Below are 26208 nucleotides of genomic sequence, written 5' to 3'. Positions count from 1 at the left end.
CTTAAAGTTTGAAAGTCGAAAGTCGAAAGTCTTTCCTTTCGGACTTTAAGACTTTTGACTTTAGACTAATTTAATCTGCTATATTAGGGTTTAACCATTTCATTGCGTAATCAAGCGGTACATTTCGGCGTTTGGCGTAATCTGTAACCTGATCCTCTTTTATTTTTCCTAGTCCGAAATAGCGGCTTTTTGGATTTCCGAAATAGTATCCTGAAACTGACGAAGCCGGCCACATAGCCATGCTTTCTGTTAGTTTCACTCCTATTTGTTTTTCAACATCTAAAAGCTTCCAGATTGTTGGTTTCTCTAAGTGATCTGGACAAGCTGGATAACCCGGAGCAGGACGAATTCCTTTATAATTTTCTTTAATCAATTCTTCGTTGGTTAAAGATTCATCGGCATCATAACCCCAGAAATCTTTACGTACTCGCTCGTGAAGATATTCGGCGAAAGCCTCCGCAAAACGATCTGCAAGGGCTTTAACCATGATTGAATTGTAATCATCTAAATTCTTTTCGTATTCTGCTGCCCATTCGTCTACACCAAAACCTGTTGTTACACAGAAAGCTCCCATATAATCGGTTACGCCACTGTCTTTTGGAAGAATAAAATCGGCTAAAGCAATGTTTGGAGCACCTTTTGTTTTTTGCGACTGCTGACGAAGCGTTAAGAATTTCTCTAAAACTTTTCCATTTTCATCGCGCAATTCGATATCGTCATCATTTACCTGATTCGCAGGGAAAATTCCGTAAATACCCTTTGCTTTTAGTTTTTTCTCAGCCAAAATTACTTTCAGCATTGCCTGAGCATCGTTAAAAACAGATGTCGCTTCTTTACCCACAACTTCATCCGTTAGAATCGCAGGATATTTTCCGTACAATTCCCAAGTCTGAAAAAATGGCGTCCAGTCGATATACGGAACCAAAACATCTAGTTCTATTTCAATCGTTTGTGCACCAATTACTTTTGGTTTAACTGGAGTATATTCGCTCCAGTCCAATGGCAATTTGTTTTTACGGGCATCTTCAATCGTCAGGAAGTTTTTATCTCTCGAACGATTTAAGAATGTTTCTCTAAAAGAATCGTATTCTGCACGAATATCTGCTGCATATATTTTTCGGTTATGATCTAACAGATTTCCTGCAACAGTAACAGCTCTCGAAGCATCGTTTACGTGAATTACAGTTTCTCTGTATTGAGGCGCAATTTTCACCGCGGTGTGCGCGCGAGAAGTAGTTGCCCCGCCAATCATAATCGGGATTTTAATATCTTGTTTGTCTAATTCTTTGGCCAAGTACACCATTTCGTCAAGCGAAGGTGTAATCAATCCGCTTAATCCAATAATATCTACTTCGTGTTCAATTGCCGCTGCAATGATTTTTTCTGGAGGAACCATAACACCAAGATCTACAATCTCATAATTGTTACAAGCTAAAACTACCGAAACGATGTTTTTACCAATATCGTGAACATCGCCTTTTACAGTCGCCATCAGGATTTTTCCGTTTCCTTGTTTGTCTCCGGCTTGTTTGCTTTCTTCGATAAAAGGTAATAAATAAGCCACGGCTTTTTTCATTACACGAGCCGATTTCACCACCTGAGGCAGGAACATTTTTCCGCTTCCGAATAAATCTCCAACCACATTCATTCCTGTCATCAAATTGATTTCGATAACTTCAATTGGTTTCGTTGCAGCCAAACGCGCTTCTTCAACATCTTCTTCAATAAAAGCATCAATTCCTTTTACCAATGAGTGTGTAATACGCTCTTGAACGGTTCCAAAACGCCATTCCTGAACTACTTTTTCATCGCTTTTTGCTTCGCCTTTTACATTTTCTGCAAAATCTAAAAGTCGTTCCGTAGCATCGTCGCGTCTATCTAAAATTACGTCTTCAACGTGTTCTAATAAATCTTTCGGAATGTCATCGTAAATCGTCAACATCTCCGGATTAACGATTCCCATCGTCATTCCGTTTTTAATTGCGTGGTACAAAAACACCGAGTGCATCGCTTCACGAACGGTATCGTTTCCTCTAAAAGAAAACGAAACGTTACTTACTCCACCACTAATATGTGCATGCGGAAGATTCTCCCGAACCCATTTTGTTCCTCTAAAAAAGTCCAGAGCATTCAGGCGGTGTTCTTCCATTCCTGTTGCAACTGGGAAAATATTCAAATCGAAAATAATATCCTGCGGAGGGAATCCTACTTTGTTAACCAAAATATCATACGAACGCTTACAGATTTCCACTCTACGATCGTAATTATCGGCCTGACCCACTTCGTCAAATGCCATTACAATAGCAGCTGCTCCGTAACGTTTGATTAATTTAGCGTGGTGAATAAAGGCTTCTTCTCCTTCTTTTAACGAAATCGAGTTTACAACGCTTTTTCCTTGTACTACTTTTAGACCTGCTTCAATGATTTCCCATTTCGAACTGTCGATCATAATCGGCACTCTCGAAATATCTGGTTCTGCAGCAATTAAATTCAAAAATTTAGTCATTGCAGTAACACCGTCAAGCATTCCCTCATCCATATTAATATCGATGATCTGTGCTCCGCCTTCTACCTGCTGTCTTGCAATATCAAGCGCCTCGTCATATTTCTCTTCCTTGATTAATCTCAAGAATTTTCTTGAACCTGTTACATTCGTACGCTCGCCAACATTCACGAAAACACTTTCGGGCGTAATAATCAACGGTTCTAATCCTGATAATACAAGGTCTCTTCTTTTTTCTGTCATTTTCTACCAATCCATTGTTCCTACAGAACATTTAATTTACTTTTTGCTTGTCTTTGCGATGAACGAAGCAATCTCATTCTAATATTTCAAATCCTAAAAACTATTTTAGGATTATGTGTTTATTCTTCAACCTTATTTTGGGCGTGTCCCTCCGGGCCGGGCTATCCGCTATTAGTCCTCGCTCTTCCTTCGTCAGGCTGTGGGCTAACCGCTTCTATCCCTCACGCAAATTCGGTTTCATAAGAAATTCTCTCAATTATCCCCTTTATATTCAATTTGCCAGTTAAGGCTATCCAATTTATCAAGAGTGATAAAATATTTTTTACTGTAAATATTTTTAGCAAATATTGTTTTCCAACCATATTTATCTACACTATCCTTTTCTACTATAAATAACCTTGCTTTTTTGTCTTCTAATCTTTGAAAATAATTATTCCAATATCTCGGTCTATCGCTATTAGCAATCATTTTTCCGCTCATGATTTCCTCGAAAACAAATGGAGCATCATAATCTCCTCTTTTACTTTCATTAAAATCATCTTGATATTCATAATAAAAGCTTGAATCATTCATACTATCATTTTCGGATAGAATACTATATATTATTTTATCAGAACTATTTTTAACAATCAGTTCTCTTGTATCTAATTTATCACAAGAACAAAAATTAAGTAAAATAAAAATCAAAAGAATTTTACTTGTTTTTAGCATAATTTTTATTTGTACAAAATTTTCTAAATTATTCAATAACCGGCGCAACTCTTGGCTTATAATCCTTCGCAACCTCAGCAATTAGTCGAATATGATCTGGCGTTGTTCCGCAACAACCTCCGATGATATTGATTAAATTATCTTCTAAATACTCTTTAATGAATACCTGAGTCTGTTCTGGTGTTTCGTCATATTGTCCGAAAGCATTTGGTAAACCTGCGTTTGGATGTGCCGACACATTAAAGCTTGTGTTATGCGCTAATGTTTTTAAATACGGTTTCAACAAATCGGCTCCAAGAGCGCAATTAAATCCTACACTTAATAACGGAATATGCGAAACTGAAATCAAAAACGCTTCTACAGTTTGTCCAGAAAGTGTTCTTCCTGAAGCATCTGTAATCGTTCCTGAAACCATGATTGGAATATCGATGTTGCGTTCTTCTTTTACTTCTTCGATTGCAAAAAGTGCGGCTTTTGCATTTAATGTATCGAAGATTGTTTCTACTAAAAGTAAATCGCATCCCCCATCCATTAATGCTTCTGCTTGTTGTTTGTATGCAATTCGCAAATCGTCAAATGTTACAGCTCTATAACCCGGATCGTTTACATCTGGCGACATACTTGCTGTACGGTTTGTCGGCCCAATTGAACCCGCTACAAAACGTGGTTTTTCTGGATTTTTAGCAGTAAACTCATCCGCAACTTGTCTGGCGATTTTTGCCGATTCGTAGTTTAACTCGTAAACCAAATCTTCCATGTGATAATCGGCCATACCGATTGTCGTTCCTGAGAAGGTATTGGTTTCTACAATGTCAGCACCTGCTTCAAAATAAGCGGCATGAACATCGCGGATCGCTTGTGGTTGTGTTAGGGATAGTAAATCGTTGTTTCCTTTTAATGGATGCGGGAAATCTTTGAAACGCTCTCCTCTGAAATCTTCTTCTGAGAAATTATAGCGCTGCAGCATTGTTCCCATTGCTCCGTCAAGGATTAGGATATTTTTTTTTATTGCTTCTTGAATTGTTATTGCCATGGCTTCTTTTTTTAGCTTCTGAGATTATCCCGATAGCTATCGGGACTAAGATGCTAAGTTTTTTTATTATGATTGTGAAGGTTCTTTTAAACCCAACAGGTTTTGAAAACCTGTCGGGTTTAATCTTCGATATTTTTTTTACATTAATTCCAAAAGTGCAGTATTGCTGGCTCATTAGCCCCGATTGAAGTGGAAATTATTTTGCTTTTTCCTTTAAAAAGCAAAATGATTGCAACGTAAAGCGGGAACTACTGACTGCAAAAATGCGCCAATGATTCGCTCCTGATACAGAATCTGTTTCAGTAAATATTATATGTTATCGAGAAAAGTTTTGAGAAATACGAGTATGTATTTGTGTTATCTATCTTTAATACTGGAAAATGTCGTACAAAGTAGAATTTAGCACCTTCTTTATGATAAAGGGTTGCTAAGGTTTCATCGGGTCTATCCCTCCGCCTTTCGTGATAACTGACAATAATTTTAAGAACAGTGCAAAGGTATGAAATAGGGTTTCGATTTGCAAATGTTTTTTTTCTAAGGTTCTGAGGGACTTAGGCGCTAAGGTTCTAAGGTTTTTCTTTTATATAATTTTAGCTCCGGAGGAGCATAATATTTATAGAAAAACAATCATCAGAACATAAAAGCTCCAGCGGAGCGATATATATTTCGCTCCGCTGGAGCTCTTGCCCAAACGAATAATTTCTTTTCTATAAATATGTCATCCCTCTGGGATTAATAAAAAAGCTAAACCTGTTTTTCTAATATAGCCCGTGGTTTCAACCACGGGGAACGTATTGTGATAATCCGTTTTGTTTTGTTATCATGTAAATTGATTGTGCGTTGTGTCTATACGTTGTGTTCCAGTGGTTGAAACCACTGGCTATGTTTGAATATGTTTTATAAAAAAAAGCTCAAACTTTTTTAAAGTTTGAGCTTCATATATAAAATCTTAGTGTCTTAGAAACTAAGAATCTTAGCAACTTAAACAATCGCTTTCACAACCGCTTTTGGCGCTTCTTTACGAGTTCCGTCGAAACCGTCTACTCCTGAAACTGTTGTATATTTCAATACGTATTTTTTACCTGGATTGATGATTCCGTATGCAGCTTGGCACATTAAAGTTGCTTCGTGGAAACCACAAAGGATTAACTTTAATTTTCCTGGGTATGTATTTACGTCTCCAATTGCGAAGATTCCCGGAATGTTTGTCTGGTAATCTAATGCATTGTTTACTTTAATTGCATTTTTCTCGATTTCTAATCCCCAGTCTCCAATTGGACCTAATTTTGGCGTTAATCCGAAAAGTGGAATGAAATAATCGCAGTCGATTTTACGATGTGCGCCGTTTTCTTCGATATCTAGTGACTCAACGTGCTCAGCACCATTGATTCCGATAACTTCTGCTGGAGTGATTAATTTGATTTTTCCAGCTGATTTTAATTCCTGTACTTTTTCTACAGAATCTAAAGCTCCTCTAAATTCGTTTCTTCTGTGGATTAAAGTTACTTCTGAAGCCACATTTGCCAAGAAGATACTCCAGTCTAATGCTGAATCTCCTCCTCCTGCAATTACCACTCTTTTGTCTCTGAATTTCTCAGGATTTTTAATGAAGTATTTTACTCCTTTATCTTCATAAAACTCGATATCTTCGATAAGTGGTTTACGAGGCTCGAAACTTCCTAAACCTCCAGCGATTGCAATAACTGGCGCGTGAAATTTAGTTCCTTTGTTTGATGTTACAATGAAAGTTCCGTCTTCTTGCTTTTCAACTGTTTCAGCACGTTCTCCTAAAGTAAAACCTGGTTCAAATTGTTTGATTTGCTCCATTAATCCATCAACTAAATCTCCTGCTAATACTTCTGGAAATCCAGGAATATCATAAATTGGTTTTTTTGGATATAACTCTGATAGCTGTCCTCCTGGTTGTGGAAGAGCATCTAAAATGTGGCATTTTAATTTTAACAATCCTGCCTCAAATACGGCAAATAAACCTGTTGGGCCTGCTCCAATTATAAGTATATCTGTTTTAATCATTATGTTGTTGTTTATAATCATTCTTAATAACGCAAAGAAACGAATAAATCCTTGTACTTTCAATGATTTTTATCATTAATTTCTTTCCGAAACCTTTTTACTCTTTATTTTTTAATGAAGAGGTAATCTCATTCATTCTTTTAACCTTTTCTTCAAAATTGCCTTTTAAGGTTTTTCGATATTCGTTCAGATTCTCAACCATTTGGTTGATATCTTCTGGAATTACTTCTTCAAAAAATTCACGCAATCTTTTTGCCGTTGTTGGCGATTTTCCGTTAGTAGAAATAGCAATTTTGACATTTCCTTTTGTTACGATTCCACCCAAATAATAATCACATAAATCTGGTGTGTCGGCTATATTGCAAATCAAATAGCGTTTTCTTGCTAAATCGTAAACCTTTTTATTTACTTTCAAATCGTCTGTACAGGCAATTACCATGTGACGTTTTTTGAGCATTTTCTTTTTGAACTTCGATTCCGTCAATTTAATCGAAGGATGTTTCTCGGCCAGAACTTTTATTTCTAAATGAAATTCTTTTGCCACTACCTCAACATTTGCATTCGGACTTGACTTTAGCAAGAAAGAAAGCTTTTCCAGACCTACATTTCCTCCGCCTACAATTAGTACATTTAAATTGTGAAGCTTTAAAAATATCGGATATAATTCGTTTTGTTCCATGTTACCAATATGTTGTTCCTAACGGAACAATTAATAATGCAAACTTCGGGTTAAAACCTGACGCTGCAAAATCGGTGTTAATCATATGTTCCTAACGGAACATTATTAATGTGAAAACATTTTTTTTCTACCGATGAGATGTTCCTAACGGAACATAATTCTAACGAATTTCTTCTTTTGATAGAAATTCTTCGTAAAATCCTTTTAGTTTATTGCTTTCGCGGACAACCTCGCCGAAAACAATAATGGCTGGCGAACCTAATTCTTTTTCTTTTACAACTTCTAAAATTGAATCTACTGTTCCAACTCCAACTTTTTCTTCTGTTGTTGTTCCGTTTTGGATGATCGCAACGGGTAAATTTCCTTTATCTTCTTTTTGAAACAAATCGATGATTTGAGGCAATTTGTGCATTCCCATCAAGATTACAACTGTTGCAGAAGATTGTGCAGCCAAAGCTACATCTGAAGATAATTTTCTATCTGATGTTGTTCCCGTAATGGCCCAAAAGCTTTCTGAAACGCCTCTTTTTGTTATTGAAATTCCCTGACTTGCAGGAACTGCAACTACAGATGAAATTCCTGGAACAACAATGGTTTCGATTCCGAAACTTTCTGCAAATTCCACTTCTTCACCACCTCTTCCAAAAATAAATGGATCACCGCCTTTTAATCGAACTACGTTTCCGTAAGTCAGTGCATTATCCACAATCAACTGATTGATTTGATCCTGCGTATAAGCATGATTTCCGATTCTTTTTCCAACAAAAATTCGAATTGCATTTTTAGGCGCGTAGTCCAGAATTACTTCGTTGGCCAAAGCGTCGTATAAAACCACATTTGCTTCAGCCAATGCTTTTACAGCTTTTAGCGTAAGTAAATCGGGATCGCCCGGACCTGCACCGACTAAAGTTATTTTGGGTTTTATATTATGCATTTGCTAATTCCTGTGCTCTGAAAGTTTCGATTTTGTCAAAGAAAACTGTTGCTTGTGCAATATAATCTTTAGCGAAAGCTTCAGATGGTTCATTTTTATTGATTTGATAAACCAAATCTTTAAAAGTTGAGTTTAATTCGATTTTGTTCGTGTCAATGAAAACAGTATCAAACAAGTCTACAATTCCTGCGTGGTGATTTGTTTTTTGGTTTTCTGCCAATAATAATGCTTTTGCACCGTTTACAAATCCTGCGTAAGCATGGTAAATTGCATCTGACCATTTTTTCTCGTCGAAAGATTCCTGAGCCAAAATCAATTTTTCTTTAGCTTCAAACAATAATGTCGCCACTAAATCGATCACAACTCCGGCGCATTCTCCAACTCCAACTGCTTTTACGTAATTGTCTGCATTACCCCAATCCACAAAATCTGCTTCTGTTAAATTGGTTACATCTGCGTAAGGTTTTAAGATTTCGTAGAAATATTTTTCTCCTTTTGCATCATAATAATCAAGGAATTTTTGTCCGCTTCCATTCGCATCAAAATCATTTAAGATCGTACGCAATGCATCTGGACCTCTACGGCTAGGCACTTTGATTACTTTATCAGCAAAACGTCCAGCTCCGTTTCCTAATCTTCCTCCACCAAGCAAAACCTGTAAAGCCGGAGCTACTAGTTTTCCTGAGTTGATAGACATTCCTTGGAATCCAATTGCAGACATATTGTGTTGTCCGCAAGCATTCATACAGCCTGAAATTTTAATTTCGATTTCGCGGTTGTTTAAATACTGAGGATATTCTGCCGTTAAAACTCTTTCTAATTCTTCTGCAATACCGGTACTACTTGCAATCCCCAAGTTGCAAGTATCAGTACCCGGACATGCCGTAATATCTCCAACTGAATTATATCCTAATTGAACAAAATCCAATTTGGCTAATTCTTGGTAAAAGAATGGTAAATTCTCTTCTTTTACGTGACGTATTACAATATTTTGACGCAATGAAAAACGTAATTCATTTGCTGCGTAGTTTTTAATTAAAGCGGCTAATAATCTGGCTTTATCAGTATAAAAATCTCCTAATAAAACTTTGATCCCGATAGCATAATAACCGTCTTGTTTCTGCTTAATTACATTCGAATTTTTCCAAGCTTCATAAGCTTCTGTATCTTCGATTGTAACTTGCGGAACTTCTAATAACGGTTCTGGAATTGGTCCGTCAAAAGCGGTTGTATCAATTTCGTATGTTTCAAAAGCGATGGCTTTTTTCTCTTTTTCAACCAAATCAAGAAAAGCATCTTTCCCCATTTCTTTGATTAAGAATTTCATACGCGCTTTCATTCTCTTTGCACGTTCACCATATCTATCAAAAATACGGATGATTCCTTCAGCTGTTGGAATGATTTCATTAACCGGAACGAATTCTGAAAGTAATTCGGCATGTGCTGGCTGAGATCCTAAACCTCCTCCAAACATGATTTTAAACCCACGCTGTCCGTCTTTGATTTTCGGAATAAATCCTAAATCGTGTAAATAACTCAAAGCCGTATCTTCGTCTGAAGAGGAGAACGAAATTTTGAATTTACGTCCCATTTCCTGACAAATCGGGTTTCTTAACAAATATTGAAAAAGTCCGTGTGCATAAGGCGAAACATCAAATGGTTCGTTTACGTCTACACCTGCTAATTCGCTTCCTGTAATATTTCTTACTGTGTTTCCACAAGCTTCACGAAGCGTAATATCATCTTTAGCCAAATCTGCCCAAAGTTCTGGTGTTCGGTCTAAACTCACATAGTGAATCTGGATATCCTGACGTGTAGTTATGTGCAAACGCCCTGTAGAATATTCATCAGAAACTTGTGTGATACGAACTAATTGCTCGCTGGTCACTTTACCATAAGGCAATTTGATACGAATCATCTGAACGCCTTCCTGACGCTGACCGTAAATTCCACGCGCTAAACGAAGACTACGAAAACGCTCATCATCAATTTTTCCTCCACGGAATAAATGAATCTTTTTTTCTAATTCGATAATCTCTCTTTGAACTACCGGATTTTCTATTTCTGTTCTAAAACTTTCCATTTCTCTTTAGTTGTTGGTTGTCAGTTGTTGGTTGTTGGTTTGCTGGCAGAATAACTATCAACCAAAAACCATCAACTATCAACTAGCGAATGAATCCTACTCCTGCTGTTGTGTTTGTTGCTGTATCAATTAAGATAAAAGCTCCGTTTGATTTGTTTTCGTTGTATGAATCAAAATATAACGGCTTGCTTAATTTGATGCTTACTTCTCCAATTTCGTTAATTGCTAATTGAGAAGCTTCTGTCGTTCCTGAGTAATCTGTTGCAATTGTATTTTTAATGCTTTCTACTTTTGCTAAAACTCTGTTGGTATTATGCTGTACCAAATATTTAGTTCCCGGAACCAGTTTTTTACTGTCCATCCAGCAAACTGTTGTGGTAATGTCTTTTTCAATTTTTGGAAGTTCTGCTGATTTTACAATCATATCACCTCTTGTTACATTGATATCATTTTCTAATTCGATTGTAATGGAAGAACCTGCTACGGCTTCATCAAATGTTTTATCGAAAAAGTGAATTTTAGATACTTTTGATTCTGTTAAAGAAGGAAGAACCGTTACGGCATCTCCAACTTTAATTGAGTTTCCGTATAATTTTCCTGCGTAACCTCTAAAATCGTGGTATTCTTCCGTTTTTGGACGAATTACAGTCTGAACTGGGAAACGTGCTTTTCCTGCTTCAAAAACATCAGAAGCATGTAATCCTTCTAAATGTTCCAATACCGTTTGTCCGTCATACCAAGGCATATTTTCTGATTTATCAACCACGTTTCCACCATTGATTGCACTTAAAGGAATGTAACTTACATTTTGTTCCTTGAAAGTACTTTTTGCATTTAATGCCTGAAAATCAGCTTTGATTTTATTGAAAACTTCTTCTGAGTAATCTACCAAGTCCATTTTGTTGATAGCAACGATTACTTCTTTCACTCTCAATAAATTATTGATAAAAAAGTGACGGTAAGTCTGCTCGATAACTCCTTTTCTAGCATCAATTAAAATGATAGAAACCTGAGAAGTCGAAGCTCCTGTAACCATGTTTCTTGTATATTCTACGTGACCTGGAGTATCGGCGATAATGTAACTCTTCTTTGCAGTCGAAAAATAAATATGCGCAACATCAATCGTGATTCCTTGCTCTCTTTCTGCCACTAAACCATCTGTAGCCAAAGAAAAATCAAGGTAATCGTATCCTTTTTGTTTACTGCTTTTTTCGATTGCTTCTATTTTATCAGTCGTCAATGATTTTGTATCGTACAATAATCTCCCGATCAAAGTACTTTTTCCGTCATCTACACTTCCTGCTGTTGCTATTTTTAAAACGTCCATCTTATATATTGTTTCAGGTTTAAAGTTTCAGGTTTTCTCGAAACTTATAAATCTGTATGTTTTTTGTTTTTTTTATTCTACTTTTTAATTATCAATTGTTAATTATTAATTAATCAATTAAAAGTATCCTTGTTGTTTTCTCTTTTCCATTGCAGCTTCGGAACGTTTATCATCAATTCTGGCTCCTCTTTCAGAAATGGTTGATGATCTGATTTCTCCAACTACTTCTTCGATTGTTGCTGCATACGATTCAACTGCTGCTGTACAACTCATATCTCCAACGGTTCTGAAGCGAACAATTCTTTCTTCGATTTGTTCGTCTTCTTCTTGGTACACAAAAGGAGAATGCGACCAGATTAAACCGTCTCTCAAAAAAACTTTTCTTTTATGTGAGAAGTAGATTGATGGAATCTCGATGTGTTCTTTCTCGATATAGCTCCAAACATCTAATTCTGTCCAGTTTGAAATTGGGAAAACACGAACGTTTTGTCCATTTTCAATTTTTCCATTTAATATATCAAACAACTCAGGTCTCTGATTTTTTTCGTCCCATTGTCCGAAATCATCACGAACCGAGAAAATACGTTCTTTCGCTCTTGCTTTTTCCTCGTCACGACGCGCACCACCAATACAAGCATCAAACTTAAATTCTTCAATTGCATCTAAAAGTGTTGTTGTCTGTAAGCTGTTACGGCTTGAATATTTTCCAGTTTCTTCAACCACTTTTCCTTCATCAATAGCATCCTGAACATTACGAACGATTAGCTCTAAACCTAATTCTTCTACCAATTTATCTCTGAAAGCAATGGTTTCAGGGAAATTGTGTCCTGTATCAACGTGTAATAGAGGAAACGGAATCTTAGCAGGGAAAAATGCTTTTTGCGCTAAACGCACTAATGTGATAGAATCTTTTCCTCCTGAGAAAAGTAAAACCGGTTTGTCAAACTGTGAAATTACTTCTCTGAAAATGTATATCGCTTCACTCTCTAAAGCGTTTGTTTTTAATACTGAACTCATTGTTTTTTTGTTTGATATTTTTGTTGTGAAAATTTTGTTTCAGGTTTCATGTTTAAAGTTTCAAGCTGCCTGATCTAAAAATCGCCACTCTTTATTCTATAATCTATATTCTATTCTCTGCAGAAAGTCTTGCCTCTTGATTCTTCCTTCTATTTACTCTTTTTTCGCACTGTGAAGCCCACACTCTTTATGGCTTGATTCCCACCACCATCTTCCGGCTCTGATATCTTCTCCAGGGAAAATCGCTCTGGTACAAGGCGCACATCCAATACTTACGAAACCTTGTTTGTGCAATGCATTTTGAGGAACATTGTTTTCTGATAAATACGTCTCAACTTCTTCTAAAGTCCATTTTAGCAACGGATTGAATTTGATGATTTCGAAGTTTCCGTCGTATTCAAACAAACTTAAATCGTGTCTGTTTTCTGACTGTTCTGCTCTTAAACCTGTAATCCAAACTGAGTTTCCTGCCAAAGCTTTTCTTAACGGAACCACTTTTCGAATAAAACAGCACTCTTTTCTGTTTTCAACTGAATCGTAAAAGCTGTTTGGTCCTTTTGATTTTAGTAAATTTTCTACAGCAGCCGCTTCTGGAAAAAAAACTTCAATAGGTCTTTTATACTTTTTTAATGTTTTGTGAAAAACGTCATACGTTTCCTGAAATAATCTTCCTGTGTCTAAAGTAAAAACAGTAATATCTGTGTTACTTTTTGCAATAAAATCAGTAATTACCTGATCTTCCTGCCCAAAAGAAGTCGAAAAAATTACTTTTCCCGGAAATTCTTCTGCTAAAAAAACTAAGGTTTCGTCAAGTGAGAAATCTTTCGTTTTCTCTAATAATTCTTGTACAATAATCGCACTCATAATCTCTTTCTCCCTATCTAAAGAATTATAATAATTTAGATAATGTTTTTAAACTCAATAATATAATTAGAACTCCAACAGCAACCATCATTGGTTTTCTTTTGATTTTGTTTACTAAATAAGCTGCTAAAGGTGCCGAAAATACTCCTCCTAAAATCAATCCTATAATAACCTGCCAGCCGTGGATTCCTCCAAAAAGCATAAATGTGATACCGCTTGCAAATGAAATGGCAAACTCTGCAGCATTTACAGAACCAATAGTATATCTTGGGTTTCTTCCTCTTCCTAATAAAGTTGAAGTCACAATTGGCCCCCAGCCTCCGCCTCCAACAGAATCCATAAATCCGCCAAAAACTGCTAAAGCACCTAATTTTTTAGTTTTCTTTTTTACAATATTCTTTTTTAACGCTTTTCTGATAATGATAACCGCCAAAATAATCATGTAAACCGCAATAAATGGCTTAATAACATCGCCATTAATTACGTCTGACAACAAATAAGCTCCAGTTATAGAACCTAAAACTCCCGGAATCAATAAATGCTTTACCAGTTTTTTATTGATGTTCCCAAAACGATGGTGAGAAAGTGCCGATGCGCCCGTTGTAAACATTTCAGAAACGTGAACTGCGGTACTGCTCATAACCGGCGGTACTCCATAAGCCAATAAAAATGAGGTTGAAGTTGCTCCATATCCCATTCCCAGTGTTCCGTCTACCAATTGAGCAAAAACTCCAATGGCAAAAAACACTAAAAATTCCTGATTGAATCCTGCTACAAATCCGTCCCAGGAAAATTCAGCGTGATGCTTGTATATTAAAGTGAATAATAAACCTACTAGTAAAACAACAGGAATTCCAATCCAAAGCTTCTCTTTAAAAGAGGCTGTATTATTTATTTTCAGTTCTTTCTCCATATTAAAAAGTTTAAATTTGCTTCAAAAAACCATTACCCTATCGGGTTAATAGATTACTTTGCAAAAATACTACTTATTTCTAAATTACAAAGCAATATTATTATTTTTTTGAGCCCTCAATTAGTCATTCATTACATTCTAAAAGAGAGTATTAAGAATTATGCAGTATAATTTCACAAATAATGCCGTATTGCAGGATATTTCAACAATTTAGACGTCAAAAATATTTGGTAATTAAATACATTTTCTAATCTCTATAAAATCGATAGGATTATTGTAAAATTATTGTATTTTAGCCCCAAACTTTTATTTATGGATTTTCAAATAGGTCTTGTAATTGCAGGATTAGCCGTTGGTTTTATTGTTGGACTGACCGGAGTTGGCGGCGGTTCCTTAATGACTCCAATTTTATTATACTTCAACATTCCGCCAACAACCGCTGTAGGAACTGATTTATTATATGCCGCATTTACTAAAGCAGGAGGCGTTTTTGTTCACAATAAAAAAGGAAACATAAACTGGAAAATTACAGGCTGGCTTACTCTTGGCAGCGTTCCAGCAGCTTTAGTTACTTTATGGATTTTAAACAGTATTAAAACTGATATTGAAACAATAAATCGTGTTATTAAATATAGTTTGGGCTGGGCTTTATTGTTCACATCAATCGCTATTATATTTAAAAATAAAATTTTAAAATATTCTCAAAAACATGCCGGAGATAAATTTCACAGTGAAAGTACCACACAAAACATGCTCACGATTGCAATTGGAGTTTTACTAGGCGCAACTGTAACTTTAACTTCTATTGGAGCAGGAGCTTTAGGAACTGTAACTTTATTTTTCCTTTATCCATTACTGCCAACACCTCGTTTAGTTGGAACTGAGATTGCACATGCTGTTCCTCTCACATTGGTTGCCGGAATTGGTCATGCTTCAATGGGAAATTTAGACATAGCTTTATTAGGACAACTATTAATGGGATCTCTTCCCGGAATCTATATGGGAAGCATGTTAAGCGGTAAAGTGCCAGATCAATTCCTTAGAAACGCCATAGCCGTAATGCTTTTTATGGCTGGATATAAATTGATTTTTTAAACTAAAATTTCGTAAAAAATAAGAAAGACCATTTCAAAATTTATGAAAATGGTCTTTTTTATTTTTAAATTATAATTAAGCTTAAAAAGCAATATCTGCTAAAGAATTACTTTCTAATATTTTGAGTGTATTATCACGAACTTCTGTCATTAAACGCCTTGCCGCACAAGTAGATTCGTCATCGCAGTCGTCGCATTTTTCGTAGAAATTATGACTTGCACATGGAAGCAGCGCAATTGGACCTTCTAAAATACGATATACTTTAGCCATACTAATATCTTTCGGGTCTTTAATTAAATAGTAACCACCGCCTTTTCCTTTTTTGGCACCAAGAAATCCTGAATTTCGAAGTAATAATAAAATACTTTCCAGAAATTTAATCGAAATATGTTCACTTTTGGCGATTTCGGCAATTTGTACAGGTTCGTTATTTTCTCTCCTGGCTAAATATGTAAGGGCTTTAATTCCGTATTTTGTCTTCTTTGAAAGCATTTTTATATTTTAAATGAGACTGTAAATTTTAGATTTTTTCTAAAACAAACAAACTTCATATTTTTCTGCAACAAAAATAGGCTTTTTAAATGAGAATAATAACAGATCAATAGTTAAATTCTACTAAATCTATCAAATTACTTCTTTGTTCCCTATTAAATTAAATTCATGAAATATTTTAATTTCTTCATCCAGTTCTTTTTTATTAACCACATACGTATGAGAAATAGAATCGTGCCAGCCTCGTGAACCCCCTAAAAAAGTAAATGCATCAAACGGTATAAAACGACATAAATTTCTTTTAAAAATAGTTCCAAAGTCAGGTTTTTGACCGTTTTCATCAACTACAATAGTTCCGGTAATAAATTTCCCTATTGATCTTGAAAATAAGCCTTCCATCATCAAATAATAAATTAGTGAAATAAGAATAGCAATAACATTCCATCCAAAATCTCCCATATTATCCATCCATACTCCAATTTGTGTAAATCCTAAACCTATTAAAATTCCCAAAAAAAGGGCTGTTATCACGAAAAGAATTATAAAAGCAAAAAGATCTATAATATAATTTAAAAACCGCGCTCCAACTGAAGCTAATAGTTTATCATCAAGAATATAAGTTGATTGATTCATGGGTATATGGTTAATTTTGATCGCATTAGTTTTTCTTCAGAAACAAAAATATAATTTTTACTCAAGTATCCCTCAAAAAGAATGACGATTTTTAACAGTAATAAATTTACAGTCAAAAATCGTCACTAATATAATTTGAATTCTTAAATCGAAGATGACTTATCCAAGCGCTTGTTTTAAATCGGCAATTACATCTTCTACGGTTTCTAAACCTACAGAAACACGAACAAGACCTTGTGTGATTCCAACTGCCAATTGATCTTCTTCTGATAATTTACTGTGAGTTGTTGATGCCGGATGCGTTACGATTGTTCTTGTATCTCCAATATTAGCAGATAATGAGCAAAGTTCGATTGAATTCAGGAATTTTCTTCCAGCTTCGATACCACCTTTAATTTCAAATGCAATAATGTTTCCACCCGCTTTCATTTGCTTTTTAGCAATTTCATATTGTGGATGCGATTTTAAGAAAGGATATTTTACGCTGTTTACATTTGGATGACTTTCTAAAAATTCAGCTACTTTTAAAGCATTTTCGCAGTGTCTGTCTACACGAACGGCCAAAGTTTCTAAACTTTTTGAAAGAACCCAGGCATTAAATGGTGATAAAGCCGGTCCTGTATTTCTAGAAAACAAATAAATCTGTCTGATTAAATCGGCATTTCCAACTGTTACCCCGCCTAAAACGCGACCTTGTCCGTCGATTAATTTTGTAGCAGAATGAATTACTAAATGTGCTCCAAATTTAATTGGCTGCTGTAAGTATGGCGTTGCAAAACAGTTGTCGATAATTAAAATCAAGTTGTGTTTTTTGGCAATATTTCCCAACAATTCTAAATCGATAACATCTACTCCGGGATTTGTTGGAGATTCGGCGTATAAAATTTTAGTGTTTGGCTTGATGAAACTTTCGATTGTTTCCGGTTTATTAATTTCGAAATAAGAAGTTTCGATATTCCATTTCGGAAAATAAGTCATAAACAAAGCGTGAGTAGAACCAAAAACACTGCTTGCAGAAACGATATGATCGCCTGAATTCAATAAGCCCGCAAAAGTAGAATATACCGCAGCCATTCCTGTTGCGAATGCATAACCAGATTCAGCTCCTTCCATTTTGCAGATTTTCTCCACAAACTCAGTTGTGTTTGGATTGCTGAAACGGCTGTAAATATTTCTTTCTTTTTCTTCTGTAAAAGAAGCTCTCATATCTTCGGCATCTTCAAAAACAAAGCTTGACGACAGGTACAAAGGCACCGAATGTTCTAAATATTGTGATCTTTCTAATTGTGTTCTAATGGCTTGTGTCTCAAAACCAAATTCTTCTGTATTCATTGTGTGTTGTTTTTTTGTTTTTTGTTTCAAGTTTAAAGTTTCAGGTTTCAAGTTTTAAAAACTGAAATCTAAACTAAAACAAGTCAATTATTTATGCGCAATCTGAGCATTTTCTGATTATCTAATTGACTAATTATCTAATTTATAAAGCTTCGTTGTTCAAGACAACTTTGTATTTAATTGTTGCTGTTGGTTCAACTGTTTTGGCAACTGAACAGTATTTTTCAAAAGAAAGCTGCGCCGCTTTTTTTGCTTTTTCCGGGTTAATTTCTCCTTCTAAATAGAAAACCACATCGATTTCTTTAAAAGGTTTTGCTTCTTCAATCTGCACTCGTGTTCCTTCAACCTCAGCGTTAAAAGAAGTGATTTCCTGGCGCTGTTTCTTTAAAATCGAAATCATATCAATAGCGCTGCATCCTGCAACCCCCATTAACACTAATTCCATTGGACTTGCACCTAAATCGCTTCCGCCAAATTCAGCTCTGCTGTCAACGTCAACTATGTGTCCGCGTTCATTTTTTACTTTAAAATGAAATGCGTCATTTACTCTGTTAAGTGTTACTTTCATTGTGTTGTTATTTTTTTGTTTTGTTTGAATTCAAATCTTAAATCTATCCCGATAGCTATCGGGACTAAAATCTGCAATCTAAAATTCTAATTACCCTTTATCAGATAATCTCAAAATATCTCCGAAAACCCCTCTTGCTGTTACGGCAGAACCTGCACCGGCTCCTTGAATAACGATTGGACGATCTCCATAAGATTCTGTATAAATTTCGAAGAAAGAATCAGATCCTTTTAATCCGCCTAAAGCTGTATCTGAAGGCACTGAAACTAATTTTACTTCTAAATTTCCTTTGTCATTCTGCAAATCTCCAGACAATTCACCAATATATCTTAATACGTGATTTGGCTGTTGATCTGCTTTTATTTTAGCATAAATTGGATCAAATTCTTTTAATTTAGTCAAGAAATCGGCAGCGCTTCCTTCACGTAAGTGCTCCGGAATTAAATTTTGAATTGAAATTTCTTCAAACTCATTTTGTAAATCTAATTCTCTTGCCAGGATCAATAATTTTCTTCCCACATCATTTCCGCATAAATCTTCACGCGGATCTGGTTCTGTATATCCGTTATCAATTGCTTCCTGCAGAATTTCGCTGAACGGAGCATCTTTTGCAGAAAAATTATTGAATAAATAACTTAATGTTCCTGAGAAAACCCCCTTAATTTTTGTAATGTTTTCTCCTGAAAGGTGAAGCAGTTTAATTGTATCAATTAACGGTAATCCAGCTCCAACATTGGTTTCGTACAAATAATTCTTTTGGTTTTCTGCCAAAGCTTTTCTTAATTCTTTATAGAAACCATACGTTAAAGTATTAGCGACTTTATTTGACGAAATCAAGTCGAAACTGCTTTCTACCAGTGTAACATAATTTTCTACAAATGAAGCACTCGCTGTATTATCAACTGCAATTAAGTTCTCTAAATGGTATTCATTTGCATAATCAATAATGTCCTGAATCGTATATGATTCGCCTTTTGTTTCAATGTCGTTTTTCCAGCTTGAAGTTACGCCATTTTTATTTAAAAGCAGTTTTTTAGAGTTTGCGATAGCAAAAACATTCAGCTTAATATCTTTTCGTTTTTCGATTGCAGAAGCCGATTCTAAAATTTGATTAATTAAAGTTCCACCCACTAATCCGTGACCGAAAATCGCAATGTTGATTTTTTTAGAAACTCCAAAAATCTCTCCGTGAATTACGTTTAAGGCTTTGTTTAATTCTTCTTTTTTAACAACCAAACTCACATTTTTACCAGTAACGGTATTGTTGAATAAAATTGGAACTATTTTATTTTTAATTAAAGCTGTATAGGGTTTATGGAATGTACTTAAATCCTGCCCAATAATTGAAATTACCGAAACATTATCAGTCACTGTAATCTGGTTTACATCTTTAGAATAAAAGTCATTTTCGAACTCTTTTTCTAATTCAACCATTGCAAGAGTTGCTTTGTCTTTAGCCACAACTAATCCAATTCCTCTTTCAGAAGAACCTTGCGAGATGATGCTTACGCTGATGTTATGATCGCCCATAACTTTAAAAATTCGGGCATCAACTCCGGCTTTTCCGAGTAATCCTCGTCCTTCAAGATTTACAAGAGATACATTTTCTAAGACAGAAAGGGTTTTAATTCCTTCTTTTGCAGAATTTGAAGTGATTAAAGTTCCGTGATTTTCGTGATTGAATGTATTTAAAATACGAAGGGGAATATTTTTTTCTAATAAAGGAATTATCGTTTTGGCATGCAGAATAGTTGCTCCAAAATTAGCTAATTCATTTGCCTCATTAAACGATAAGAATTCGATTTTTTTAGCATCGGCAACTAAATCTGGATTTGCTGTATAGATTCCGTCAACGTGTGTAAAGTTTTGAAGTTCTTCTGCATCCAGATAATTAGCAATTAACGAAGCGGTGTAATTGCTTCCGTTTCTTCCTAAAGTTGTGGTGTCGTTGTTGTTGTTTGAACCAATAAAACCGGTAACGATATTTACTGTTTCACCATTATGAAGTTTGAAATAATTGATGACGTTTTTCTTTGAAAGCTGTTCTAAAGGCTGAGCATCACCAAATTTAGAATCTGTTTTCAACAATTCTCTTGTATCAACAAAATTGGCAGGTATTCCTTTTTCAACTAAAATTGAAGTCAATAATTTAGCCGAAAGCAATTCGCCTTTTGACAAAATCTGATCTTTAATTTTATTGCTGTAATCACCAATAAGGCTTACTCCTTCAAATAATTTATCTAAAATATTGAATTCCTCAGATAAATCTACCTGCGGATAATCTGAAGTCTGGTATGCTTTAAAACTTTCTAATAAAGGCTTATAATTACCGTTTTTAGCAGCAATTCTTAAGATATCTTCTAATTCATCTGTCGCATTTCCTCGGGCAGAAACGACTACGGCAATTTGCTCGCCTTGATTTACTTTATCTGAAATGATTGAAACTACTTTGTTAAGTCCTTCTCCGTTTGATAATGATTTACCTCCAAATTTTAATACTTTCATTTTATTTTGCTATTGTTTCTGCCTTAAAAATATCGGCAAGTAAATGATCTAATTGTTTGTACTCGATTAAAAAAGCGTCATGTCCGTGAACCGAATCAATCTCGCTGTAAAAAACATTGTTTTTAAATTTCTTTAATTCATTGTAGGTTTCCAGATTTTCTTTTGGTGTAAAAAACAAATCTGAATTGATAGCCACGATATGAATCGCAGCATTTGATTTAGATATTAACGTTTCGAAATCTTCACTATTTCTGGTAATATCGATGGTTTTAAGCAATTGGTTCATCAATTTATAAGATGACAACTGGTATCGCTGCTGTAATTTTTTGCCATGATGTGCCAGCCAGCTTTCGATATTAAAAATCAAAAGATCCTGATTGATGGTTCGCTGAAATTTTTCTTTGAATGATTCCGGAGAACGGTAACATAACATAGCGTGTATTCTGGCATCTTCGATTGGTCTCGAAGAATTGTTTAGAATTTGTTCTTGCAGGAAACAGTTGGCAATCATCCAGTCAGTCGATTTCCAATCTGTTGCAATAGGAATTAAATGTTCTGTAATGCTGGGTTCCAGAGCCAGAATTTCCCAAGCGATTCCTCCGCCGACAGAACCGCCTATTATGGCAAAAACTTTTTCAATATGCAGTGCTTTTAACCCTTTGATGAAGATTTTGGCAATATCTCTGGTTGTAAAATCCTGATAATTTTCGATTATAAACGAATCGGTTCCGTTTCCGGGAACATTAAACGCCAAAACGGTATATTGATTGGTATCGATAGTTTTGGCTTCGCCGATTAGATCACTCCACCAGCCATTTTCGCCGGTAACATGTGCGTTTCCAGTTAAGGCATGATTAACCAAAACAATTGGAGCTGTATATAACGGTTTTCCGGAAAGTGTAAAACTTAACGGTAACGATTGATACAGTGCACCACTTTCGGTGATGAAATCTTGAATTATAATGGGACTTGGTATATTTTCCAATTTCAAATCTTTTTACTTTTTGATTTGTATGTGGAAATATTAGAAAGAAAGTCTAGAGTTGAAACTAAAAAAATTCTTGTTGTTATCTTTCCACGTTTGGGCGTGGTAGAATGCAGCACCTTCTTCGAATTAACGAAGGGTTGCTAAGGATTCATCGGGTCTAATCCCTCCTCCTTTCTTTATAACATTTCAATACGTTTTTGAACTTAACGGTGCAAATTAACTACTAATTTCTTAAACTAACAAATTTTATCGATACTGATTATTCAATTTCTTAAACATAATTCAATCAGAAACTATTGTACGCACAAAATTACCGAACGTTATGCCCAGTAATGTTATGCAGGTTTCAGCCCTGTATGATGGTACTTTTCAACTTAGATGAAAAGCGTTTCATTTTCTTTAGAATACATCAAAAACAATAATGAATTTGGTGCTTTTTTTACCGCTTTTTTATCTGTTTCAGTTATTCCGAAACTTGGGTGGATCAATTCATTTATTGGCGGCGGATTGTTTCTTTCAGTTTTTGTACTTCTGAATTTTTTTCTTAAGTAGTTAATTGCGCTCATGATGTTTAAGTTTATGTTAGTTATTTTTTAATCTTTATGTTTACTTTAATTCTTTGTTATGATGCTAAATGGAATAAAAAAACCCTTTTGGATTTTTAATACCAAAAGGGTCTAAGTTTTATACAACTTATATATACTTTTAGTATCAACAGACGCATACACAAATACGTGCGACATTGAACATCTTGTTCATCTGTAGGGACTTATTCATTTGTGATTTGACTGTTATTTTTAAAAAATCTTGCATTTAGTATTTTTTATAAACTTTTTTGATGTGATTAAAATCTAAAAAGTGTTTTTGTCTATTTTAACAATTATTACTGCTTTTTTAACAGTTCTAACTTGTCTTACAAATTTGCGAATATTTTTTTAATATTGCAAGTTATAAAAGCTTATTTTTTCTTAAAAAACGTTAAAAAACAGCTTTTTATCGTTAAAAAACATCTTACAAAATTACAATTTGAATTAAAGAAGGTTAAATCTTACAAAAAAATATCTAACTTTCTGTTTCAATCTTTCAAAGAACTATCTAATATTGAAAACCACTAAAGCCAGACTGCTTCTTTATTTTTTATTTTTTCTGCAACTTTTAGAATATCGGTTATTAAACCTCTCGAAATTGCCTGTTTGCATGGTGATGCACTTTGAAGCACAATTGGAGTATTAGCATATGATTGTGTGTAAATTTCGAAAATAGAGTCTGAACCTTTTAACTGGCCAATTGCTGATGTTACAGGTTCTGATACTAATTTTACTTCCAGCGTATTTTTCTCGACATCAAATTCTCCAATATATCGTAAGACGTGATTGTCTTTTTGGGTTATTTTGGCAATTTTAAATGATTTATCAATAGCATCTTTATTCAGTATTCCATTTTTTTCTAAGTGTTCTTCTCTTATGAAAGGATGAATTTTTATATCTGAAAATTCGAATTCTTTTCCTATTTCTCTCGTCAGGATCAATAGTTTTCTGGCAGTATCATTTCCAGACAGATCTTCTTTAAATGTAGAACGCATTAATCCGAGCAGACTGGCATCTTTTAAAATAGAGGAAAAAGAGTTTTCTTCGGCCGAAAAACGATTAAATACATAACTCAGGTTATCTGAAAACACACCTCGTATTTTGGTTATTTTTTCTCCTGAATAATACAAATCCCTTAATGTCTGCAAAACCGGAAATCCTGTATCTACGGAGGTTTCATACAAGAACTCTTTGTCGTATTTTTTTAGATTTTCCCTAATTTTTTTATAGAGATCAATTGGGAGCGTATTGGCTTTTTTGTTTACAGCCACGATATTGAATCCGTTTTCGATTAAAGTATTATAATGACCAATCAATTCGTCGCTGGCAGTGGCATCAACGGCAATAAGATTTTCGAATTCGTTTTCTTTTGCAAATTCAATAATATCTTCGACTCTAAACGGTACAGCCAATTCTCTAAAATTGGTTTCCCAGGCATATCCAACGCCTTCTTTCTCGAAAAAGGCTACTGTAGAATTGGTAATGATAGGGAAATGAAAATCGACATTTTTGCTTTGCAGAAAAAACTCCTGACTTTCGATAATCTGATTGATTAATGTGCTTCCTATATTTCCTATTCCAAATAGGATGATATTTATTTTAAGCTTTGACATAATTTTAATTTTTAAAATATATCTGTATGATGATTTTCTTTTCATAAAAAATCACCTCTAGCAGAACTCACGCTGCTAAAGGCAATTTTTCAAACAAAAAACAAAAAAACCTAATTCTTATTGATGCTGTACTGCGATTGGGTTACGCTTTCAAAAACCGCTTGTAAGTCGGCAATTAAATCTTCAACATCTTCTATTCCAACAGAAAGTCGGACTAAATCTTTTGATACTCCTGTAGCCAATTGGTCTTCTTCAGACAATTGCTGGTGAGTAGTGCTTGCAGGGTGAATAATAAGCGATTTTGTGTCGCCAATATTGGCCAAAAGTGAGAATAACTTCGTTTCGTCTACTACTTTTTTAGCAGCGTCAAAACCTCCTTTTAATCCAAAAGTTATAATACCGCTTTGTCCTTCCGGAAGGTATTCTTTGGCTAAATCATAATATTTATTTGATTTCAAACCTGGATAATTTACCCAGACTACCTCATCTTGTTTTTCTAACCATTCGGCCAGAACCAAAGCATTTCCACTGTGTTTTTTAATTCGGATTGGAAGCGTTTCTAATCCCTGAATTATCTGAAAAGCATTAAACGGACTCAAAGCAGCTCCGAAATCTCGTAATCCTTCGATTCTTGCTTTTGCAATAAAGGCTGCATTTCCTAAAGCTTCGTGATATACTAATCCGTGATATCCTGCAGACGGCTCTGTAAATTCAGGAAATTTTCCGTTAGCCCAGTCAAAGTTTCCGGCATCGATAATTACACCGCCTAATGATGTTCCATTTCCGGCTATATATTTGGTTAAAGAGTGAATTACAATATCGGCACCATATTTAATTGGGTTTAATAAATAAGGTGTCGCAACTGTATTATCTACTATAAATGGCACTTTGAATGCTTTGGCTTCTGCCGAAATTGCTTTTAAGTCTAATACGTCTAATTTTGGATTTCCTAAAGATTCTACAAAAAATGCTCTGGTATTTTCTTTTGCTGCTTTAGTAAAATTTTGTGGATCTGAAGGGTCTACAAAAGTGGTTGTAATTCCTAAACGAGATAATGTTACGCTTAATAAGTTGTAAGTACCGCCGTATAAACTATTTGATGCTACGATATGATCGCCGGTTCTTAATAAAGTTAATAAAGTGGTAGAAATTGCTGATGCTCCAGATGCCGTAACTACAGCTCCAATACCGCCTTCGAGTGTGGCAAGCCTCTGTTCTAAAACATCGTTTGTTGGGTTATTTAATCTTGTGTAAATAAATCCAGCTTCGGCAAGACCGAATAAATTGGCAGCATGATCGGCATTATTAAATACGTATGATGATGTCTGATAAATTGGTACTGCTCTTGTTCCTGAATTTTTGGTAACATCGTGTCCTGCGTGTAATGCGTTTGTTGCAAATTTTTGTGTGCTCATGATTTCTTAGTTTTTTAGGTATTGTTAATACTATTATATATTGTTATCTGATTGTAATTAAATTTTGTGGTGATTAAGCAAAAGAAAATTCTCCTTCTGTTTCAAGATCATACATTTGAAACAGTAATGATTTTTGAACTTTTCTATCCTGTTCTGAATTGATTCTTGTGATTTCTTTTGTTAGATTTTCTGATTTGTTATTGTCATTTTGAGAATCGTTTCTCAATAAATATTCTACTGCTATGGAATTTAATGTCTTCATGATTTTTAATTTAAAGTGTTGAAATGAAAAAAGCCCTTTCGGATGGCGACCAAAAGGGCTTATAGTGTAACTATAACAAAGATTGTATCTTTTACTTTTGGCAACAGCAAGGTTGGATGCACATTTGCATCATACTACAACACATCATATTTTTTCCTGCTATTGTTTTCATTTCTATTTAAAATTTAATTCCTTTTTTAAACTCGACTAATTTGATAGAGTAAATGTAATATTTATTTATTTAACTGCCAAATAAAATTTTGATATTTAACATTAAATTTTTGTAAGCCACTAAAATCAAACCTTTCAGCTCACTAAATTATTCTGAAAGGTTAGCCACAGATTAAAAAGATTACATTGATTTTAAAAATCAGCGC

The 26208-nt window shown here is 34.8% G+C and carries 22 protein-coding genes and 2 riboswitches; of the genes, 1 reads left to right on the top strand and 21 read right to left on the bottom strand.

Annotated elements, in window-relative coordinates:
* Nucleotides 1–70: 70 nt before the first annotated feature.
* From metH to PQ462_RS02505, 11 genes are all read right to left on the bottom strand, one after another.
* Complete coding sequence (gene metH / locus PQ462_RS02555) at nucleotides 71–2746, bottom strand: methionine synthase (protein WP_274252257.1); 2676 nt, start codon at nucleotides 2744–2746, stop codon at nucleotides 71–73.
* 252 nt (nucleotides 2747–2998) lie between these two features.
* Nucleotides 2999–3457 carry a hypothetical protein gene (locus PQ462_RS02550; protein WP_274252256.1) on the bottom strand — a complete coding sequence of 153 codons (459 nt, stop codon included), beginning with the start codon at nucleotides 3455–3457 and terminating at the stop codon, nucleotides 2999–3001.
* A 28-nt stretch (nucleotides 3458–3485) separates the two neighbouring features.
* Nucleotides 3486–4490, bottom strand: a complete 1005-nt coding sequence (locus tag PQ462_RS02545; RefSeq protein WP_274252255.1) for a homocysteine S-methyltransferase family protein — start codon at nucleotides 4488–4490, stop codon at nucleotides 3486–3488.
* Nucleotides 4491–4844: 354 nt separating this feature from the next.
* A riboswitch (SAM riboswitch) is annotated at nucleotides 4845–4961 on the bottom strand.
* 510 nt (nucleotides 4962–5471) lie between these two features.
* Nucleotides 5472–6524, bottom strand: a complete 1053-nt coding sequence (locus tag PQ462_RS02540; RefSeq protein ID WP_274252254.1) for an NAD(P)/FAD-dependent oxidoreductase — start codon at nucleotides 6522–6524, stop codon at nucleotides 5472–5474.
* Between the two features lie 97 nt (nucleotides 6525–6621).
* On the bottom strand, nucleotides 6622–7203 hold the full coding sequence (locus PQ462_RS02535; RefSeq protein WP_274252253.1) for a precorrin-2 dehydrogenase/sirohydrochlorin ferrochelatase family protein: 582 nt from the start codon (nucleotides 7201–7203) through the stop codon (nucleotides 6622–6624).
* Nucleotides 7204–7363: 160 nt separating this feature from the next.
* Complete coding sequence (cobA, locus tag PQ462_RS02530; RefSeq protein WP_274252252.1) at nucleotides 7364–8137, bottom strand: uroporphyrinogen-III C-methyltransferase; 774 nt, start codon at nucleotides 8135–8137, stop codon at nucleotides 7364–7366.
* Entirely contained in the window at nucleotides 8130–10220 is a 2091-nt protein-coding gene (locus tag PQ462_RS02525) for a HEPN domain-containing protein (protein ID WP_274252251.1), read from the bottom strand. Before PQ462_RS02525 ends, cobA begins: the two co-directional genes overlap by 8 nt.
* Before the next feature lie 82 nt (nucleotides 10221–10302).
* Nucleotides 10303–11547 (bottom strand): sulfate adenylyltransferase subunit 1, encoded by a 1245-nt coding sequence (locus PQ462_RS02520; protein WP_274252250.1) that lies wholly within the window; start codon nucleotides 11545–11547, stop codon nucleotides 10303–10305.
* 117 nt (nucleotides 11548–11664) lie between these two features.
* Nucleotides 11665–12564, bottom strand: a complete 900-nt coding sequence (gene cysD / locus PQ462_RS02515; protein ID WP_017497285.1) for a sulfate adenylyltransferase subunit CysD — start codon at nucleotides 12562–12564, stop codon at nucleotides 11665–11667.
* A 153-nt stretch (nucleotides 12565–12717) separates the two neighbouring features.
* Nucleotides 12718–13428: a phosphoadenylyl-sulfate reductase gene (locus tag PQ462_RS02510; protein WP_274252249.1), complete on the bottom strand. Its 711-nt coding sequence runs from the start codon at nucleotides 13426–13428 to the stop codon at nucleotides 12718–12720.
* 25 nt (nucleotides 13429–13453) lie between these two features.
* A complete protein-coding gene (locus PQ462_RS02505) occupies nucleotides 13454–14341 on the bottom strand; it encodes a sulfite exporter TauE/SafE family protein (protein ID WP_121362450.1) in 888 nt (295 codons plus the stop codon).
* 312 nt (nucleotides 14342–14653) lie between these two features.
* Between PQ462_RS02505 and PQ462_RS02500 the strand changes: the two genes are divergently transcribed.
* Nucleotides 14654–15436, top strand: coding sequence for a sulfite exporter TauE/SafE family protein (locus PQ462_RS02500; protein ID WP_274252248.1), 783 nt, complete (start codon nucleotides 14654–14656; stop codon nucleotides 15434–15436).
* An 81-nt stretch (nucleotides 15437–15517) separates the two neighbouring features.
* Here PQ462_RS02500 and PQ462_RS02495 read toward each other — a convergent pair whose 3' ends face one another.
* The 10 genes from PQ462_RS02495 to PQ462_RS02450 form a co-directional block, all read right to left on the bottom strand.
* Nucleotides 15518–15928: an RrF2 family transcriptional regulator gene (locus PQ462_RS02495; RefSeq protein ID WP_012023576.1), complete on the bottom strand. Its 411-nt coding sequence runs from the start codon at nucleotides 15926–15928 to the stop codon at nucleotides 15518–15520.
* A 132-nt stretch (nucleotides 15929–16060) separates the two neighbouring features.
* The gene (locus tag PQ462_RS02490; protein ID WP_274252247.1) at nucleotides 16061–16561 is read right to left on the bottom strand and encodes an RDD family protein; all 501 of its coding nucleotides are present in this window, start codon (nucleotides 16559–16561) and stop codon (nucleotides 16061–16063) included.
* A 159-nt stretch (nucleotides 16562–16720) separates the two neighbouring features.
* Nucleotides 16721–17893, bottom strand: a complete 1173-nt coding sequence (locus tag PQ462_RS02485; RefSeq protein ID WP_012023574.1) for a trans-sulfuration enzyme family protein — start codon at nucleotides 17891–17893, stop codon at nucleotides 16721–16723.
* A gap of 142 nt (nucleotides 17894–18035) precedes the next feature.
* A complete protein-coding gene (locus PQ462_RS02480; protein ID WP_073408333.1) occupies nucleotides 18036–18461 on the bottom strand; it encodes an OsmC family protein in 426 nt (141 codons plus the stop codon).
* Nucleotides 18462–18551: 90 nt separating this feature from the next.
* Complete coding sequence (gene thrA / locus PQ462_RS02475) at nucleotides 18552–20966, bottom strand: bifunctional aspartate kinase/homoserine dehydrogenase I (RefSeq protein ID WP_274252246.1); 2415 nt, start codon at nucleotides 20964–20966, stop codon at nucleotides 18552–18554.
* Nucleotide 20967: 1 nt separating this feature from the next.
* Nucleotides 20968–21951 carry an alpha/beta fold hydrolase gene (locus PQ462_RS02470; RefSeq protein WP_274252245.1) on the bottom strand — a complete coding sequence of 328 codons (984 nt, stop codon included), beginning with the start codon at nucleotides 21949–21951 and terminating at the stop codon, nucleotides 20968–20970.
* A 79-nt stretch (nucleotides 21952–22030) separates the two neighbouring features.
* A riboswitch (SAM riboswitch) is annotated at nucleotides 22031–22139 on the bottom strand.
* Between the two features lie 189 nt (nucleotides 22140–22328).
* Entirely contained in the window at nucleotides 22329–22520 is a 192-nt protein-coding gene (locus PQ462_RS02465; protein WP_274252244.1) for a hypothetical protein, read from the bottom strand.
* Between the two features lie 545 nt (nucleotides 22521–23065).
* Nucleotides 23066–24154 carry an aspartate kinase gene (locus tag PQ462_RS02460; protein WP_149205609.1) on the bottom strand — a complete coding sequence of 363 codons (1089 nt, stop codon included), beginning with the start codon at nucleotides 24152–24154 and terminating at the stop codon, nucleotides 23066–23068.
* A gap of 110 nt (nucleotides 24155–24264) precedes the next feature.
* Complete coding sequence (locus PQ462_RS02455) at nucleotides 24265–25569, bottom strand: O-acetylhomoserine aminocarboxypropyltransferase/cysteine synthase family protein (protein ID WP_274252243.1); 1305 nt, start codon at nucleotides 25567–25569, stop codon at nucleotides 24265–24267.
* Nucleotides 25570–25642: 73 nt separating this feature from the next.
* Nucleotides 25643–25831 carry a hypothetical protein gene (locus PQ462_RS02450; protein ID WP_121362455.1) on the bottom strand — a complete coding sequence of 63 codons (189 nt, stop codon included), beginning with the start codon at nucleotides 25829–25831 and terminating at the stop codon, nucleotides 25643–25645.
* Nucleotides 25832–26208 lie beyond the last annotated feature (377 nt).

This window comes from Flavobacterium sp. KACC 22758 (genome assembly GCF_028736135.1).
In the GTDB taxonomy this organism is placed as follows: domain Bacteria; phylum Bacteroidota; class Bacteroidia; order Flavobacteriales; family Flavobacteriaceae; genus Flavobacterium; species Flavobacterium johnsoniae.
The sequence above is the reverse complement of the archived record's forward strand: the minus strand, read 5'-3'. Positions and strand labels throughout refer to the sequence as shown.